16 protein-coding genes are annotated in these 16,758 nt (G+C 61.2%); 1 reads left to right on the top strand and 15 read right to left on the bottom strand.

Going from position 1 to position 16,758, the window contains the following annotated elements:
* Window positions 1-3 precede the first annotated feature (3 nt).
* The 6 genes from R3217_03250 to pilB are packed head-to-tail and all read right to left on the bottom strand — an operon-like array spanning window position 4 to window position 5,435.
* Complete coding sequence (locus tag R3217_03250; GenBank protein ID MDX1454449.1) at window positions 4-204, bottom strand: DNA gyrase inhibitor YacG; 201 nt, start codon at window positions 202-204, stop codon at window positions 4-6.
* Entirely contained in the window at window positions 201-974 is a 774-nt protein-coding gene (gene zapD / locus R3217_03245) for a cell division protein ZapD (GenBank protein MDX1454448.1), read from the bottom strand. Before zapD ends, R3217_03250 begins: the two co-directional genes overlap by 4 nt.
* A 4-nt stretch (window positions 975-978) precedes the next feature.
* Window positions 979-1,596, bottom strand: coding sequence for a dephospho-CoA kinase (gene coaE / locus R3217_03240; protein ID MDX1454447.1), 618 nt, complete (start codon window positions 1,594-1,596; stop codon window positions 979-981).
* 2 nt (window positions 1,597-1,598) lie between these two features.
* The gene (locus tag R3217_03235) at window positions 1,599-2,435 is read right to left on the bottom strand and encodes an A24 family peptidase (GenBank protein ID MDX1454446.1); all 837 of its coding nucleotides are present in this window, start codon (window positions 2,433-2,435) and stop codon (window positions 1,599-1,601) included.
* Window positions 2,436-2,484: 49 nt separating this feature from the next.
* A complete protein-coding gene (locus R3217_03230; GenBank protein MDX1454445.1) occupies window positions 2,485-3,699 on the bottom strand; it encodes a type II secretion system F family protein in 1,215 nt (404 codons plus the stop codon).
* Between the two features lie 14 nt (window positions 3,700-3,713).
* Window positions 3,714-5,435 carry a type IV-A pilus assembly ATPase PilB gene (gene pilB / locus R3217_03225; protein MDX1454444.1) on the bottom strand — a complete coding sequence of 574 codons (1,722 nt, stop codon included), beginning with the start codon at window positions 5,433-5,435 and terminating at the stop codon, window positions 3,714-3,716.
* A gap of 131 nt (window positions 5,436-5,566) precedes the next feature.
* Here pilB and R3217_03220 point away from each other — a divergent pair, with 131 nt between their 5' ends.
* On the top strand, window positions 5,567-6,235 hold the full coding sequence (locus R3217_03220) for a class I SAM-dependent methyltransferase (protein ID MDX1454443.1): 669 nt from the start codon (window positions 5,567-5,569) through the stop codon (window positions 6,233-6,235).
* A 20-nt stretch (window positions 6,236-6,255) separates the two neighbouring features.
* Here R3217_03220 and R3217_03215 read toward each other — a convergent pair whose 3' ends face one another.
* From R3217_03215 to R3217_03175, 9 genes are all read right to left on the bottom strand, one after another.
* On the bottom strand, window positions 6,256-7,191 hold the full coding sequence (locus R3217_03215; protein MDX1454442.1) for a lysylphosphatidylglycerol synthase domain-containing protein: 936 nt from the start codon (window positions 7,189-7,191) through the stop codon (window positions 6,256-6,258).
* Window positions 7,188-8,045, bottom strand: coding sequence for a hypothetical protein (locus R3217_03210; protein ID MDX1454441.1), 858 nt, complete (start codon window positions 8,043-8,045; stop codon window positions 7,188-7,190). Before R3217_03210 ends, R3217_03215 begins: the two co-directional genes overlap by 4 nt.
* On the bottom strand, window positions 8,042-9,235 hold the full coding sequence (locus tag R3217_03205; protein ID MDX1454440.1) for a glycosyltransferase: 1,194 nt from the start codon (window positions 9,233-9,235) through the stop codon (window positions 8,042-8,044). Before R3217_03205 ends, R3217_03210 begins: the two co-directional genes overlap by 4 nt.
* A complete protein-coding gene (locus tag R3217_03200; GenBank protein ID MDX1454439.1) occupies window positions 9,228-10,115 on the bottom strand; it encodes a glycosyltransferase family 2 protein in 888 nt (295 codons plus the stop codon). Before R3217_03200 ends, R3217_03205 begins: the two co-directional genes overlap by 8 nt.
* Window positions 10,112-12,079 carry a hypothetical protein gene (locus tag R3217_03195; GenBank protein MDX1454438.1) on the bottom strand — a complete coding sequence of 656 codons (1,968 nt, stop codon included), beginning with the start codon at window positions 12,077-12,079 and terminating at the stop codon, window positions 10,112-10,114. The genes R3217_03200 and R3217_03195 overlap by 4 nt, the downstream gene beginning before the upstream one ends.
* Window positions 12,080-12,181: 102 nt before the next feature.
* Complete coding sequence (locus R3217_03190) at window positions 12,182-12,619, bottom strand: pilin (protein ID MDX1454437.1); 438 nt, start codon at window positions 12,617-12,619, stop codon at window positions 12,182-12,184.
* 248 nt (window positions 12,620-12,867) lie between these two features.
* Entirely contained in the window at window positions 12,868-13,359 is a 492-nt protein-coding gene (locus R3217_03185; GenBank protein MDX1454436.1) for a pilin, read from the bottom strand.
* Window positions 13,360-13,625: 266 nt separating this feature from the next.
* Window positions 13,626-15,002, bottom strand: a complete 1,377-nt coding sequence (locus R3217_03180) for a sigma-54 dependent transcriptional regulator (GenBank protein MDX1454435.1) — start codon at window positions 15,000-15,002, stop codon at window positions 13,626-13,628.
* A 28-nt stretch (window positions 15,003-15,030) separates the two neighbouring features.
* A complete protein-coding gene (locus R3217_03175; protein ID MDX1454434.1) occupies window positions 15,031-16,707 on the bottom strand; it encodes an ATP-binding protein in 1,677 nt (558 codons plus the stop codon).
* Between the last annotated feature and the right edge of the window lie 51 nt (window positions 16,708-16,758).

Genomic DNA, 16,758 nt, shown 5'->3' with positions numbered 1-16,758 from the left:
AAATCAGCTGTCGTTGCTGTCTTCGGGAATCTCCGCAGCCTGGCCGGGAATGGCGTGCTCCTCGGCAAACCACTCCCCGAGATCGATCAGCCGACAGCGCTCTGAACAGAACGGTCGCCACTTGTTCTCTGGTGAGAAGACGGCCGGTTGACCACAATGCGGGCAGGGTACCTGCCTCGGCTGTTGGGTGTCCGATCTTTTCATAACTGGCAACAGAGCAAGCGGAAGTTGACGTCGTGGTCGACCTGTTTGGGGCGGACATCCGTATCCGGCTGGGTCAGAAAGCGAATCGTGAATCGATGCTTGCCGCCGCTGATCTCAGGGAACAGTCCGGCATCCGCAGGTATCTGCACGCGGATCAGCTGGTAGCTGCCTTGGGAATCCAGGGTGCTCTGGAAATAACCTTTCTCGGCCACTTCGTTCCTGGGTGAATCGCTTTCTCGCAAGAGCATCAGTACCAGTCGAATGCAGCGTTCCATGGCATCGAGGCCGGCGTGCCAGCTTTCGAGATCGGCATGGCGCTTTGCGACTGGCGACAACAGCCAGTTCTGCAGGGAAGGGATGTCAAAACCGCAGGTTCCGCCCGGGATGGTATTGCGTTGCTTGATGGCGGACAGGAAATCGTTTTCCTTCAACGCCTTGTCGACCTGGGCCGGAGAGTCGTCCAGCCGCTGTTTCAGCTTTTCCAGGGAGACCAGGATCGACTCCAGTCGCTCGTCGTCGATGCCTTGCCGGTTCTTGAGCCTCGACAAGGTCTGGCGTTGCTTGTCCATCTCCTTCAGGATCTCGCTGCGCAGGTCACCCCTGCCGAGGATACCCATCGCCTCGAGCAACGCGTTGATGGCTGCGCGACTGTCCCAGGGATCTTCGCCGCGGCTGTGACGGGCAAAGCGATCGAACAGGTGCTCGAGGCGCATGAAAGCCCGAACGCGTTCGTTCAAGGGGAGTTCGTAGTTTATCCAGTCGGTGGCCATCGGCTTATTCTGACGCAGTCCCGTTCGCAAGGGCAATGCCGTGAAATGTTTCGTCCACGGTTTTCACCGCCGCTGCCAGCTCCTGCAGGCTGCCATCATTCACGATCACGTGATCTGCGACGGCGGCACGCTGCTCGTCGGTGGCCTGGCTGCGCATGGCTGCACGAGCCTGTTGCTCGCTGACATCATCGCGTTCGACAAGTCGCGCCAGCCGCGACGCCTCCGGAGCCTGTACGACCAGGACTTTGTCGACATGCTTTTCGAAACCCTTTTCGACCAGCAAGGGTATATCGATGTAGACCACCGGTGCGTTCAGGTGCGACTGCAGTTGTTGCTCGATTTCCCTGAGGATCAGCGGATGCAGCAGCGCGTCGACTTCGGCACGCAGCGCATCGTCGCTGAAGATTCGTTGCCGCAGTTCGCTGCGATCCAGGTGCCCGTCGGGCTGCAGGATGTCCTGGCCCAGTCGGCCGACCAGGGCGTTAAGGCCGGGGGCGCCAGGCTCGACAAGGTCACGCGCGATGGTATCGCTATCGATGACCGGGTTGCCGCGCTTGATGAGTTCGCCGGCAACCGCGGATTTGCCAGCTGCGATACCACCTGTCAGCCCGACTCTGAGCATGCTCAGCGGTACAGTCCGAGATACCAGCCTACAATCGGGTCGCCGGCCAGAAATGCGATCAGGCCGGCTGCTGCCAGGAAGGGGCCGAACGGAATCGGCTGGCTCCGTTTCTGGTCTCCGAAAAGGATCATGCTGATGCCGACCACGGCGCCGACACCCGAGGCCAGCAGGATCACCAATGGCAGCATGCTCCAGCCGAGCCAGGCTCCGAGGGCCGCAAACAACTTGAAATCGCCGTAACCCATGCCCTCCTTGCCGGTGGCCAGCTTGAAGCCCTGGAACACCAGCCACAGCGACAGGTAGCCACAAGCGGCGCCGATGATCGCGACTGCAGGGGACACGTAGACGTTCCCCAGGCTGAACAGCAGTCCGAGCCAGAGCAGTGGGAGGGTCAGGTTGTCCGGCAGCAGCTGGTGGTCCAGGTCGATGAATGTCATCGAAATCAGCAACCAGCAGAACAGCATGCCGCCGAATGCGGCCAGCGTGAATCCGAACTGCCAGGCAACCAGGCCGGTGAGCAGGCCAGTGAGCAATTCTACGGCCGGGTAACGCAAGGAAATCCCGGCCTTGCAGCCACGGCACTTGCCGCCGAGCACGGCATAGCTGAGCAAGGGAATGTTTTCGAGCGCACTGATGGGGTGACCACAATGCGGGCATCGAGAGCGTGGTGTGACCAGGGTGAGCTTTTCGCCATCGTCCGCTGCCGGCAGCTCGAGCATTTCCCGACTCTGCGAGCGCCATTCCCGTTCCAGCATGAGCGGCAAGCGATGAATGACCACGTTCAGGAAACTGCCGATCATCAGACCGAGCACGATGGCGACGGAAACCCACGCCGCCATACTGGATTCCAGTAACAGCAAGAGATTGTTCACGAAGCTCTCCGGATTTTTAGACGACCGAACCCATCTTGAAGATTGGCAGGTACATGGCGACGACCAGGCCGCCTACCAGGACGCCCAGCACGGCCATGATCAGCGGCTCCATGAGGCTGGACATGTTGTCTACCGCATCGTCCACCTCGGCCTCGAAGAAATCTGCGACCTTGTCGGCCATCTGATCGATGGCGCCTGACTCTTCACCAATGGCAATCATCTGCACCACCATGTTCGGGAAGAGGTCCGTCTGGTCCATGGCGATATTGAGCTGCTGACCGGTCGATACCTGGTCCTTCATCTGCAGCACGCCTTCCTCGTAAATGATGTTGCCACAGGCACCCGAGACGCTTTCCAGTGCTTCCACCAGCGGTACACCGGCAGCAAACATGGTCGACAGGGTGCGTGCGAAGCGGGCGATTGCCGACTTGGTCAGGATGTCGCCCACCACGGGAATCTTCAGCGCCGTACGATCGAGGAATTCGCGGAACTTGCGGGAACGCTTCTTGAAGTAGAAGAAGGTACTGAAGAAACCGGCGATGGCGGCGGCGATGAAAAAGCCCTTGTCGCGCACGAACTCGGACAAGTTGATGACCATCTGGGTGAAGGCCGGGAGGTCTGCACCGAAGCCACTGAACAGTTCCTCGAACTGCGGGATCACGAAAATCAGCAGGATTGCGGTCACGATGAAAGCAATCACAAGTACCGCGATCGGATAGGTCAGCGCCTTCTTGATCTTCTTCTTGATTGCCTCGGTCTTTTCCTTGTAGGTCGCGATCTTGTCCAGCAGCGTTTCCAGGGCACCGGCCTGCTCGCCGGCTTCCACAAGATTCACGAACAGGTCGTCGAAATACAAAGGATGCTGTGCCAGGCCTTCAGCCAGAGAAGCGCCGCCTTCGACCGATGCCTTGATCTCCATGATCAAGGTCTGCATGTTCGGGTTTTCGTGGCCCTTGCCGACGATGTCGAAGGACTGCACCAGCGGCACACCAGCAGACATCATCGTGGCCATCTGTCGCGAAAAAACGGCGATGTCGCCGGTAGTGATGGGTTTGCCCTTGGAGGACGCGCCAACGGCCTTGCCCTTCTTGATCTTGATGGGGCTGATGCCCATCCTGCGGAGTTCGCCCTTGACCGATTGCTCATTCTGTCCAAGGGTCTTGCCCCTGACGCGATTGCCGCGTTTGTCGGTGCCTTCCCAGGTCCAGTTGAATTCCTTAACGTCCGCCATGAGTTTCCCTGTTATCAGTCAGTGGTCACGCGATTCAGTTCTGCAAGGCCGATCAGGCCATCCTTCACTTTCTTCAAGCCCGACTTCCTAAGATCCGGGATGCCTTCTTCCTCGGCTTGCTTGGCGATCTGCATCGAATTACCGCCTTCCATGATGATCTTGCCCATGGCTTCCGAAACAGGCATGACCTGGTAGATACCGGTTCGGCCCTTGTAGCCCTCGACACACTGGTCGCAGCCCTTGGGGCCGAGAATCGTTATGCCTTCATCGATCTCCGCTTCGGTAAAGCCTTCCTTCAGCAGGGCTTCCTTGGGGACGTCCTGCTTTTCCTTGCAATGCGGGCAGAGGCGGCGTGCCAGTCGTTGCGCAATGATCAGGTTGACTGCCGACGCGATGGAGAAGGGTGCAACACCCATGTCGACCATTCGAGTCAACGTCTTCGGCGCGTCGTTGGTATGCAGGGTCGAGAGCACCATGTGACCTGTCTGCGCGGCCTTGATCGCGATCTCGGCCGTTTCCAGGTCACGAATCTCACCCACCAGGATGATGTCCGGATCCTGTCGCAGGAATGCCTTCAATGCCGAGGAGAATGTCAGACCCACCTTGGGGTTGACGTTGACCTGGTTCACACCGGGCAACTGGATTTCCGCCGGATCCTCGGCAGTGGAGATGTTGCGGTCCGGGGTGTTCAGGATGTTCACGCCGGTATAGAGCGAGACCGTCTTACCCGAACCGGTCGGGCCGGTCACCAGGATCATGCCGTACGGCTTGGCCAGGTTTGCCATGTAGAGGTCTTTCTGGAAGTCCTCGTAACCCAGCGCATCGATACCCAGCTTGGCACTGGACGGATCCAGGATACGCAGCACGATCTTCTCGCCGAACAGGGTCGGACAGGTGTTGACACGAAAATCGATGGCGCGTGTCTTGGACAGCTTCATCTTGATGCGACCATCCTGCGGAACGCGACGTTCGGCAATGTCCATGCGCGACATGACCTTCAGGCGCGCCGAGATCTTGCCGCCGAGCTGGATTGGAGGGCTGGCCATTTCGTGCAGCATGCCGTCCATGCGGAAGCGCACGCGGTAGAACTTTTCGTAAGGCTCGAAGTGAATGTCAGACGCGCCCTTGTTGATGGCGTCCAGCAGCACCTTGTTCACGAAGCGCACCACCGGCGCATCGTCGATATCCTCGGCACCACCGTGATCGGTTTCCTCGTCACCCCCGGAGACGTCGAGGTTGTCGAGATCCTCCAGGTCGCCTTCGGACAGCTCTGCCATCGAGGTGTCGGCTGCTTCCAGCGCCTTCTCGATGATCTTCTGCAGCTTGTCTTCCTCGACGACGACTGCATCGACCGTCATGCTGGTCTGGAACTTGATTTCGTCCAGTGCAGCAAGGTTGGTCGGATCGGAAATGGCAATGAACAGGCGCTTGCCGCGCTTGTAGACAGGCAGGGCGTGATGCTTCTGGATCAGCTTGGTGTCGACCAGCTTGACGGTCTCGATGTCGAGATCCACCACGCCGAGGTCCATCATCGGCACGCCGAATTCCGTGGAGGCCGCTGCAGCGATGTCGGCGGCCTTGGCCATGCCTTTTTCGACAACAACTGAAACGAAGGGGCGCTTTTCCTTGTTCGCAAGCTGCATGGCTTCCTGGGCAGCGTCCTCCTGGACAATGCCTTCCATGACCAGCTTGCGGCCGAGACCACCCAAGTTGGTTTTTACCGACGGTGTCGCCACGGAAAATCCTCTATAAATTAGTGAGCTAGGAGTATTCCTTAATAATTCTTATGGTTATAGTAGGTGGACGATGCGGTTTTGTCCAAGCTGAATAATCGCGACCAGCCCCAATCCTTCCGAGGCGTCACACCTTGCCGACTAGGTTACCCCAGTTCGTTCGCAACTTCCTGAAAAACATTGATTTTTCGGGCTCAGGAGACTACTGGTCGCAGCGGTATGCGGAGGGTGGTGATTCTGGTGCCGGTTCTTATGGCCATTTTGCGGAATTCAAGGCCGAAGTCATCAATCGACTGGTGGCCAAGCACGGCATCGAGACCCTGGTCGAACTTGGCTGCGGAGATGGTAACCAGGCCTTGCTGTTCGACGTAGATCGCTACCTGGGGCTGGATGTGGCGCCGGGTGCAATCCAGCGATGTGCCGAGCGGTTTGCAGGCCGAACGGGCTTTTCCTGCGAGCTCTATGATCCGGCCCGGTTCGAACCCTCGGCTGCCGGAAAGCACAGTGATGCCGCGCTGTCGCTGGATGTGCTTTACCACCTGGTCGAAGACGAGGTTTACCAGTTGTACCTGCAGCAGTTGTTCGCTCTCGCGGAGCGCCTGGTAATCATCTATTCCAGCAACAAGACCAGCCTGCCTTTCCTCACCCACCGGCATGTCCGGCATCGTCGTTTTGTCGATGACGTGGCGCGCCTGGCACCAGGCTGGAAACTGGTCGAGACAGTGCCCAACCGTTATCCGGCCAGGTTCCTTGGTCTTCTTGGTGGCAGTTTTGCCGACTTCTACATCTATGCCCGCCGGTGAGCGTCACGCGGGACGCATGCTCAATCCCTTGTTGATCCAAACAGGCGCGCCTGCGCGATGGCGCCGTGAGCCAGGTTGAACAACAGCACCAGTGCCAGGTCCAGCAGGGCAATCAGTAACAGTGTGTCAAAGGCGTTTTGCAGGCCCCCGCCAGCAGCCAGCGCCAGCTCCCTCACTCCAAGCCCGCCGGGTGTCAATGGCAGGATGACCGTCACCTCAGCCAGGACGAATGCCTTCGCCAGCAACAGCGCAGGGATCTCGGGCGCCACCACCGCTGCAATCAAACACAGCCTCGCAAACCGCAGTGCCACGATCAGGAACGACAGCAGCAGGTAGCCGAGCCAGCCGACCACGCCGGGTGTCACCATCTGCCCGGGCAAGGCGTCGAGTTGCGGGGAAACCGCAGGCAGGCGACGGAGCAGGAATTGCCGCCATCGTGGCCAGTCACGAACCAGCCAGGCAGTTGCCAGCATCAGCATGATCAGGCCTGCGACAAACAGCCATCCGGTGATGGCCTGCCAGGACCCGCCATGCCATGCAAGGAACGGCAATGGGGCCAGCATCAGCAAGGATGCCAGTTGGGCGTGTATTCGCCAGAAAGCCGCATTGGCAAAATCACCAACGCGGATCCCGAGGCGATCCCGGGCGATCCATCCCTGGGCAACCACGGCGCCGCCGCCGGCAACTTGCAGGAACAGGCCCTTGCTGGCTACCAGGTCCAGGCACTGTCCAAGCGACAACGGCGGCGAGCCCGACTTGCGCAAGGACAGTCGCAGCAGCAAGGCCTGGAACAATCGGGTGGCGAACAGCAGCAAGGCCAGGCCGGCCAGGAGCAGCGGCCCGAGCGATTGAACGGCGTACGCCAGCTGGTCGACCTTCAGGCTGCGCAGGCTCAGGAAGAACACGGCCAGCAACGTGATCACCAGCAACAGTTTGCGCAGGCGGCCGAGTGTCACGAGGCTGTCCTCCTCGCAGGGTATCCAAGTCGTTGCGCGGTTTCGCCACAGATGTCGGCTACCTGGTCCAGCTGGCTTTGTTCCAGCGCGGTATCGCCCGGCTTGCTCGGGTTGATGACCTCGGTACGGGCCGCCATTGCTGCCGGCCAGTCCACGCTTGCAGTTTCATCATGCACCGCGAATGCCAGCAACTCGCGGTAGGCATCGCCGCTTGGGTCGAACACGTCCTCCATGCGGAAAATTCGATGCCGCGCATCGTTGCTGGCTGCCTGCAGCAATTCGCCGTGCACGATATTCCAGGCATGAGCAAGGCGGACGATCGGATCCTCGTCCCAGTGCAGGTCGGAAAGGCGGTTCAAGCGCAGCCGCGCCAGCCAGTTCCAGCGATCCAGCAGCTCGCGCCGGCGCCGGACACTGAGAATCCAGTCCACCGGGTCCCGGGCAATGGTAATGACGCGATAATTTCCGGCCAGCGCGTCCAGCAGGCCAGTCAGGGACCACCAGGCGTAATTGGCCTCGACCAGCAGCTCGGCATCCACCTTGAACACGTTGCGCCGGTCGTGCCGGATTCGGTCGATGGTTTCACTACGAGTGATCCGGCCGCGGTAATAGTTGATGGCGTGGTTGCGCAGTCCACGCGTCCCGAGCAGCTTGCCCATCAGGAAGTGGTTCGGCCCGAAGCGTGCAAGCTGGCGATGCAGGTCGTCGAGGTCGCCAAGGTAAAGTGTTTCCGGCTCGTGCTCGGCGTGGCAGTTCGACACGAACCGGCCCAGCTGCTGGCCGAAGAACTTGGTACCGCAACGACCCGCCCCGGTAATGATGGTCAGCTTGGCGGTAATGGGATAGAGGCTCACGAGCAGTCTCCAGCCAGCAGCTTCCGGTAAAGGCCGGCAAATGACTGCACGGCGCTGGCCCGCGAATATCCGCTCTCGATTCGCTGTCGTGCTTCGATGCCCAGTCTTGCCGCCAGTTGCGGGTCAGCCAGCAGTCTGGCAACTGCCGTCGACAGGGCATCGACGTCACCGGGTGCAACCAGCAGGCCGTTTTCGCCATCGTCGATCAGTTCACGGCTGGTCGGCAGGTCGCTGGCGACGACAGCGCAGCCAGCCGCCATGCCTTCCGCCAGCACGAGACCGAAACCCTCGAAGTCGCGGCTTGGGAAAACCAGTATCCGGCAGTCACGCATGATGCTCGCGAGCCTGTCGGGTGGCAGCCAGCCATGGAATGCCACGTGCTGCTGCAGGCCATGCCGGCGAAACGCTTTCTCGAGCTGCGCGCGCTGTGCACCCTCGCCGGCAATGTGCAGCACGGCCGTCGGGTGATCCGGATGCAGTTGCTCGAGCATCCCAGGCAGCAGTCCGACGCCTTTCGCATCGGCGAGTCGGCCGGCAAACAGGATTCCCTGCCGCTCGGTGTCGATCGCCGGGGGCGTGAATTGCTGCGTGTCGATGCCCAGCGGTATGACCAGCGGCTTGCTGCCTGGCGACAGGCGCCGGACAGCATCTCCCAGTGATGAGCTGACAGCGGTTACGCGCGTGCAACGCGCCAGCGTGAATCGCCGCAATCGTGACAGCAGGCCGGACCGGCCAGCGAGCACATCGGATCCATGGCAGGTCAGCAGCAAGGGACGGCCCGGCCTGGCCAGTGCGGCCGTCAGACCAGCCGGCAGCAGCCAGTGGGCATGCACCAGCTTTGCGTCCACGCGGCGGGCCAGGCGGCGCGTGGCGAGCATGCCGGCCAGCAGGAAGCCCGGCAGCAACAGCCATGACCATGGGCGTTGCCGCAGGTTGGCCAGGATGCCATTTCCATAGGCGAGGCCTTGCAGGCTGGTCGGCCAGGCATAACGGAACCGCACCACGCTGCAACGTCCGATGCGACCGACCCTGCGGCTGCCGGGTGCATGGGGTGCGAGCACCGTGATCCTGAAATCGCCGGCCAGGGCGTTGCAGAGCTGGCTGACGAAATCAGGCAGCGTGTCATGCTCGTGGCGGGGAAACGTCGAAGCCAGAACGAGCACCCTCGGCCTAGCGATGCTGTCAGTCATCTTGCGAGGTGGTGCTGTAGATCAGCGTGGTGATCTGTTCCGACAGCAGCCCGATAAGGAACACCAGTACCGACGTCGAGAACAGCAGGGCAGACATGTTGGTAAAGCGACCCTGGGTAAGGAAGGTGTAGGCGTAATGGCAGGCGCCGGTCGCAAAGAAAGCCGCACTGAGTGGCACGAAGACCTTCAAGGGCGAGTAAAGGGTTGCCACCTTGATGATGATCAACAGGAATCGCAGCCCGTCCTTCAGTGGATTGATGTGACTGCGTCCCTGGTTCTTGCGGACGTCGATGTCCAGGTAGCCGACCGGCAAGGCCGAGCGAAAATAGGCCATCGTGCTGGTGGTCGGGTAGGAAAACCCGTTGGGCAGCAAGACCAGGAAGCGCAGGAAATCCTTCCGGTAAGTGGCCCTGAAGCCGGAGGTCAGGTCGTGAATCCGGTGGCCCACAATCAGGCTGGCAAGGCGGTTGTAGATGGCATTTGCCAGGCCGCGGAACGCGCTGGACTGGCCTTTGCGGCTGCGAGCCCCGACCACCATGCGGAAATTCTCTTGCTGCAAGTGATCGGCCAGCTTGCCGATATCATCCGGTGAATGCTGGCCATCGGCATCCATGAACACGACGATGTCGCCCGTGGCGCGTTTCACGCCGGATTTGATGGCGGCACCGTTTCCCATGGAAAACGGATGTCTTACGGCAATGCCGCCATTGGCTTCGACCACCTCGGCCGTACCATCACTGGAGCCGTCATCCGTCACGACGATCTCCGCCTCGGGATGCAGCCTCCTGATCTCCGGAAGCATGCGGGCGAGGGTGTTCGCCTCGTTCTTTGCCGGAATCACGATACTCAGTCGGCTGCCTGGTGCTTCGCCCCTGCTCATGGCTGCTGCTCCTCCTGGATGTCGCCAGACTGTCGAGCGTCTTGAAGCTTCGATGCCAATCGTTGCACATCGCGGGCGTGGATGCCCAGCCAATCGATTTCCCTGGCCCTGGCCAGTGCAGCTCCTGCCTGGTCGAGGCGGCCAGCACCAATCAGCAATTCCGCCTGCAGCATGTGGACCTGGAATGTGCCCGGCGCGACATCGACCGCTGCCTGCATCAGTTCCAGCGCGGCGCTGCCGTTTCGCCTGACCACGGCAAAATACTGCGCGGCCAGGTAATAAAGCTTTACTGCCAGCCGCGGATTCAGTTCGGGGTTCTCGAGAGTCAGCCGTAGCAAGACCTCGAAAGCGTCGGGGTCGAACTGGCAGCCAGGTGCCCCGAGGCAGTCGTAGAGCTGTTGCAGGTAACTTGGCCAGTCGGCCCGGACGGCGGTCGAACGGATCCGCTCGGCGGCAGCGTCCAGCACCTGCTCGTCCAGTGGTTGCCGGAAGTCGGCAGCCAGCAGGAGCTTGCCCATATGCGCCGCTGGCGAACGCGGTGCGGCCAGCGCCGCCTCCCGGTAATGCGACATGGCAGCCTGGATGTAGAACTCGGTCCAGTCGGTCATTCCTTTGCTGCGGGCCTGCTGGGCAAGTTGTGCAAAGGCTTCAGCCAGCTTGATGTTGGCACGTTCCGATTGGGGGTGGTGTTGCACTTCCAGCTGGGCGTGCACGAAGCCATCCGACCACTGCAGCGAGCGCAGCACTGCGAGGCCGGCGAAGGCCGCAATGATGGCCAGCGGCAGGATTTTCGGCAGCACCGGAATGCGTTCCAGTCGAGGATGCGTCAACAGGCTCATCAGGGCCAGCAACAGGCCGGCCGCCGGCAGGTACTGGCGGTGTTCGAAGGCCAGTTCCAGTGGCAGGAAAGTCGATTCGAGCAGGTGGCCGCTGAGGAACAGGCCAAGGCCCAGGCTGAACAATGGCAGCCGGCGCCGCGCCAGGAAGGCGAGCAACGCCAGGGCCACAAGCCCGAAGATGGACAGCAAGGTGGCGGCAGGAGTCAGCAAGCCTTGCGACACCGGTATGTCATCCAGGAACAGGCCGAGGCTGTAAAAGCTGGGCGCCAGGGTCATTTCGATGTAATGCCAGAGTATGCGTGGTTCGCTCAGCAGTCGTTCGACCAGGGTGAAATCCCGGTAGGCGTAATTGGCCGTCAGTGCAGGCCAGGCGGCAATGGCTGCGACAGTGATCATCGCCAGCGTGGCGATGGCCAGCCTGCCGATGACGGGGCGATAGCGCCCGCTTGCGTCCTGGCCGCGAAACAGCAGTCCCTCGATCAACATCAGGTAGAAAACCGCCAAGGCCGCCGATTCCTTGGAAAAGATACCGGCGAGCAGCAACAGGGCGCCCAGTGCGATTCGCCGCAGGGCCCACGGGGTGCGCTCAAACAGCTGCTGGCGTGCCGGCAGCAGGAGCAGCAGAGCGGCCAGCGTGAAACCCGTGGCCAGCAGGTTCATGCGCTGTACGACATGCAGGCTGGTATTCACCGCAAGCGGGTGCACAGCCCAGGCGAGAGCTGTGAAGGCTGCCAGTTTCCAGGCACGATCCGCGGAAAGTCCGCTGGCGGGCAGGCTGGCCAGGCGTTTTACCAGCAGGAACAGCAGGGCGGCATTGAGGGCATGAAGCAGGATGTTCACCAGCTTGAACCACCAGGGATCGAGGCCCGTCAGCCAGGTATTCAGAGCAAAGCTGGCCATCGCCACGGGACGGCCCAGTTGCGAGGCATTGCCCGAGAAACTGGCCTTCAGGAATTCCTGCCAACCCCAGCTTTCAGGAGATAGGGCGGGATTGGCGGCAATGTTCGGGAAGTCGTCGAATATCCAGGGGCCGGTGATTCCCGGGACCAGGATGCCGATGGCGGCTGCCAGCAGCAGCAACATCATCAGCAAGGTGCGATTGGAGAATTCGAGAGCTGTTCGCATCTTCCGTTTCCCTGGACAGCAGGATTTTCAAGGCGAAAAAAGAGCCCCATGGTAAACCATGGGGCTCCGGGTACAGTCGTTTAACTGCAGCTTATCCGAAGATTAGCGGCAGTTGGCCGGACGGTACTTCGGTTCCAGCGTACCGGTGTTGCAAGTCCAGGTCACACCGGAAGCATTACCCGTACCCGTGAAGATGATGGTGCGATCTTCCAGGGCGGCCGACAGCGGCGCGTCCAGGGTGTAGGTCATGGTGGCGGAGTTGGTGCCGGTGTTGTTGAATGCAACCGTCTTCAGGTACTGCGACTGGCCAGCATCTTCGGAAATACCAGCGGCATCCGGAGTCAGCGGCATGGCGCCGATCGACACGTAGTACTCGGAAATCGTGGTCTTGTCCTTGGCTGCGATGCCCATCACTTCGGACAGCTTGGCGCGGGTGATGTAGTCCTGGTAAGCCGGGATAGCCACGGCGGCCAGGATGCCGATGATCGCGACAACGATCATCAATTCGATAAGCGTGAAGCCCTTCTGCATCTTCTGCATGGTAAATCTCCCCATAAATGGATTGTGGTCAGGTGATGAGTTCACCTGCCCATAATGATGCAATATCCATGCCAAGCAAGAAAGCCCATTTATCGGGGATTCCCTTGGCCACGTCGGGGATTGCGCTGGGACAATGGCTGACAATTGTCAGGTTTTGACAACCGACGGGGCAATCCATGTGTCATCAGGGTTTCAAGTGCAGCCAGCCCGGCTGACGCCGGGCTGACTGCATGCGTCTGCTGCGGTGGTTATCGGCAGTTGGCCGGTCGCAGCCTGGCCGGGACGGTCGTGCCGGCTGCGTTGCAGTCCAGGACGACACCGTTTTCGCTCCCCTGGACCTGGAAGGCCCAGTCAGTATCACCGCTGCCAGTGATGCCGGTGAATTCCGCGTCGTTCAAGGTGATGACGCCGGTCACGTTCTGGTCATCGTCGCGCGTGAATGCCACGGACGTAATCAGGCCGGAGTTGGCCGCCAAGGTGGTTCGCAGGCCTTCCAGCAGGTTCCCCGCGGCGGGGGCGTCCGGCATGGCCGCATTGGTCATGAAATCCTCGGCAATGGTGGTCTTCGCCATGTCGATTCCCGACATGACTTCGGTCATGCGGGCCCGGTCGATATAGTCCTGGTAAGAGGGAATGGCGACCGCGGCGAGAATGCCGACGATGGCGACGACGATCATCAGTTCGATCAGGGTGAAACCGCCCTGCTTGAGGTGGCGGCGATGCGTGATTTCCATATCCATTGAGTCACTCCTTGTGAGTTCTGGTCAACGGGAGCGGTCATTGCTCCCGCCATGACTCATGCACGTCATGTGCCAGGCTTTGGAAAAAATCTATTGTGGGGAAAAGGGCTCATTCATCGGGCGCAAGCCTCTGAAAATCCGAGCCAGGTGTGGAACGTTGGAGCGGAGTGCTTATCAGGATAGGTGGGGTTGATGCCCCAGAGCTGACAAATACTGGCGCAATTGGCAGCTCATGACGGTCGCTGTTTCCCGCCGATTCCCTCGGTTCAGTCCTCGATCCCGAGCTTCTGGATGCGGTAACGCAGCTGCCTCAGGGTGAGCCCGAGCTTTTCGGCCGCCTTGGTCTTGTTGTAGCGGGTGGCCTGCAAGGCGGCTTCGATAGCCTGACGTTCTTCGTCACCCAGGTTGCGGGGCAGGGAGGCGACATCCGCGCCATGGCCATTGGGCGGCGGCGTGCTCTGTGGATCGGCCTGCCGGGCGACCTTCTGGCCAAGCTTGATGTCATCGGCATGGATGCGCTGGCCGCTGGACAGCGTCATGGCGCGCTCCAGTATGTTCTCCAGTTCGCGGACATTGCCCGGAAACGAGTAGCCCGCCAGCTTGTCCAGCGCTGCCGGCTCGACTTCAGGTTCGGGCAGGCCGGTGGTGTTTGCCAGCTTGCGGAGCAGGGAGCTTACCAGCACGGGAATGTCACCGGGACGTTCGCGCAGTGCCGGAACGTGCAACTCGATGACATTGATGCGGTAGAACAGGTCCTCGCGAAACGCGCCGGCAGCCACCCGCTCCGCCAGGTCACGATGCGTGGCGGAGAGTATGCGGACATCGATGTCCTCTTCGTGCGTCTTGCCGACAGGTCGAATGGCTTTTTCCTGGATGACCCGCAGCAGCTTCACTTGCATGTGCAGTGGCAGTTCGGCGACTTCATCGAGGAACAGCGTGCCACCCTCGGCGGCCTGGAAAAGGCCTTCCTTGTCGGCATGGGCGCCGGTGAAGCTGCCCTTCTTGTGACCGAAGAACTCCGATTCCATCAATTCGGACGGGATGGCACCACAGTTGACGGCCACGAAAGGTCCGTCGCGGCGCGCGCTGCTGGCGTGGATCAGTCGCGCAGTCAGTTCCTTGCCAGTGCCTGACTCGCCGCTGATGTGCACGGGTGCCTGGCTGCGGGCCACCTTGGCAATCAGGCGTCGCACGTCCTCGATGGCGGCTGAATTGCCTTGCAGGGTGGATTGCTGCTCGCTTGCCGTTTCCAGCGGCGTGACGGTGGGTTCGAGCCGCAACGCCGTCTGCACCATTCCGCGCAGCTGGCCCAGGTCGACCGGCTTGGACACGAAATCGAAGGCACCGAGCTTGAGCGCCTGCACGGCAGCCTCGACGTTGCCGTGCGCGGTGATGACCGCGACGGGCAAACCGGGGTGCTGATTCTGCAGCCACTCCACCAGCTCGAGGCCGTCACCATCCGGCAGGCGCATGTCGGTAAGACAGAGGTCGGGTTTGCGAATGCCAACGCAATCGCGAGCGGCCGCGAGGCTGTCCGCGCGATCGACGGCCAGGCCCATGCGTTCCAGCGTGATGGCCAGCAACTCGAGGATGTCCGGCTCGTCATCGACAATCAGTGCGATTTTGTTGCTCAGGTCCATCATGTCCGTCAGCCAGGGTGCCCTTGCCTGCTCAGGTCAGGTTGAAATCGCGGTCGGAGAAGGTGATACGGAAACAGCTGTTCCCCTGTTCGTCCCGCCCGTAGGTCAGTTGCGCATGATTGCACTCGCACAGCTCGCGGGCAATGAACAGGCCGAGACCGGTACCCTTGCGCGCGCTCGTATAGAAGGGTTCGAAAATCTGGCTGGCAATGTCATCCGGTACACCCGGACCGAAATCCACCACATCCAGGAAACAGATTTCACCCTGGGGTGTGCGGGTCAGCCTCAGGCTGGCATGGCGACCGTCGGCAGCCGGCTCGCCATGCAGGCGGGCATTGTCCAGCAGGTTGACCAGGACCTGTCGCAAGTGGCCCGGGTCGATGCGGACATTCATGGCATCGGCGGGTGCGATGAATTCGATGGCATCGAGTTCCAGGCCATAGCTGTCGCAGTATTCCATGATGAAATCGCGCAGCCAGGTCTCGATGTCCAGTTGCTCGGACTGCAAGGCCTGGCGACGCCCCAGCTGCAGGATATTCTCGATGATGTCGTTCACGCGGTCGCTTTGCTGGCGGATGATGTCGACGAAGCGACGATCCGTTGCGTCGAGATCGGCCTCGGCCAGCAACTGGTTGGCATGCGAAATGGCGCCGATCGGATTGCGAATTTCATGGGCCATGGAGGCAGTCAGGCGGCCAAGTGCGGCCAGCTTGGTTTGCTGTATCTGCTCGGAGGCGATTGCCGCGTCTTCCAGGAAAATGATTGCGGCCCCGTTGCCCGAATCGTTGCCCAGCAGTTCGACACGCAGCAACAGGGTCCGGTCGCCGAGCTTGACGCTGGATTTGACGATGGCCTCGCCATCACGCCAGTGACGGACCAGGCCGGCCAGCAGTGGCGAGACGCTGTCCAGGCTTCGTCCACCGCGCGAGCTGGTATCGAGCAACCGTCCGGCCGAGGGGTTCATCTGGCGGATGCGATCGCGACCATCGATGACCAGGATGCCGGTCTGCATGTTCTCGACCACCGCCTCGTTGACCTGCGACAGGTTCTCGAGATCGATGCCGCGACGTTCCGCAAGGGCTTCCGATTCGCGGAAGCGTTGTGCCACGCGCGAGCCGACCACGGCGGTCGTGAACAGGATGATGCCGGTAATGCCGGCATTGGCGTAGAGCGTGGACTGGCTGGTGCCCTCGAGATGCCCGAGGGTCTGCTCCACCAGCAGCGAGAGCGAGGCGATGGCAGCGTACGCAAGCGCGACCCGCTCCTTGAGCAGTGCGGCACCCGCCACCGTGGTGACGAACAACAGCACGGCCAGGCCGGAGCCCTGGCCGCCGGATGCGTGGGTCAGCAAGGTGACGATGCCGATGTCCGTGAGCAGCGAGAAGTAGGTCAAGAGTGTGATGCCCGGCCAGCGGCCCCTGAGCAGGAAGGACAGCAGCAGGCCGAATCCCAGCCAGAAAAAGGCGCCGAACACGAACAGGTCGGGGTGCAGCGCCCCGAAAGTGGCGACCGTGGTGTCGAGGAACAGCAGCAGCATGACGCCGGCCGCCAGGACCCGGTAGAGGTTCAGCAGCCGCAGGATTCGCCAGTTCAGGTCCCGACCGGAGACCTGGAACAGCTCGGCCAGCATGGCCAGGCGGTCCTCGCTGCTGGGCCTGCCCGGTGTGGCCGGCCTGCTGTCGGAGCGGGATATGGCGGGCTGGTTCAAGCGCAAGCTCCCTTTTCTGCCGGGCCTGCGGCGGCCTTTGTGCGCTGCATT

Source organism: Gammaproteobacteria bacterium (assembly GCA_033720895.1).
Classification (GTDB): Bacteria; Pseudomonadota; Gammaproteobacteria; order Natronospirales; family JAJUFS01; genus JAWWBS01.
This window is presented reverse-complemented; position numbering and strand designations above follow the sequence as displayed.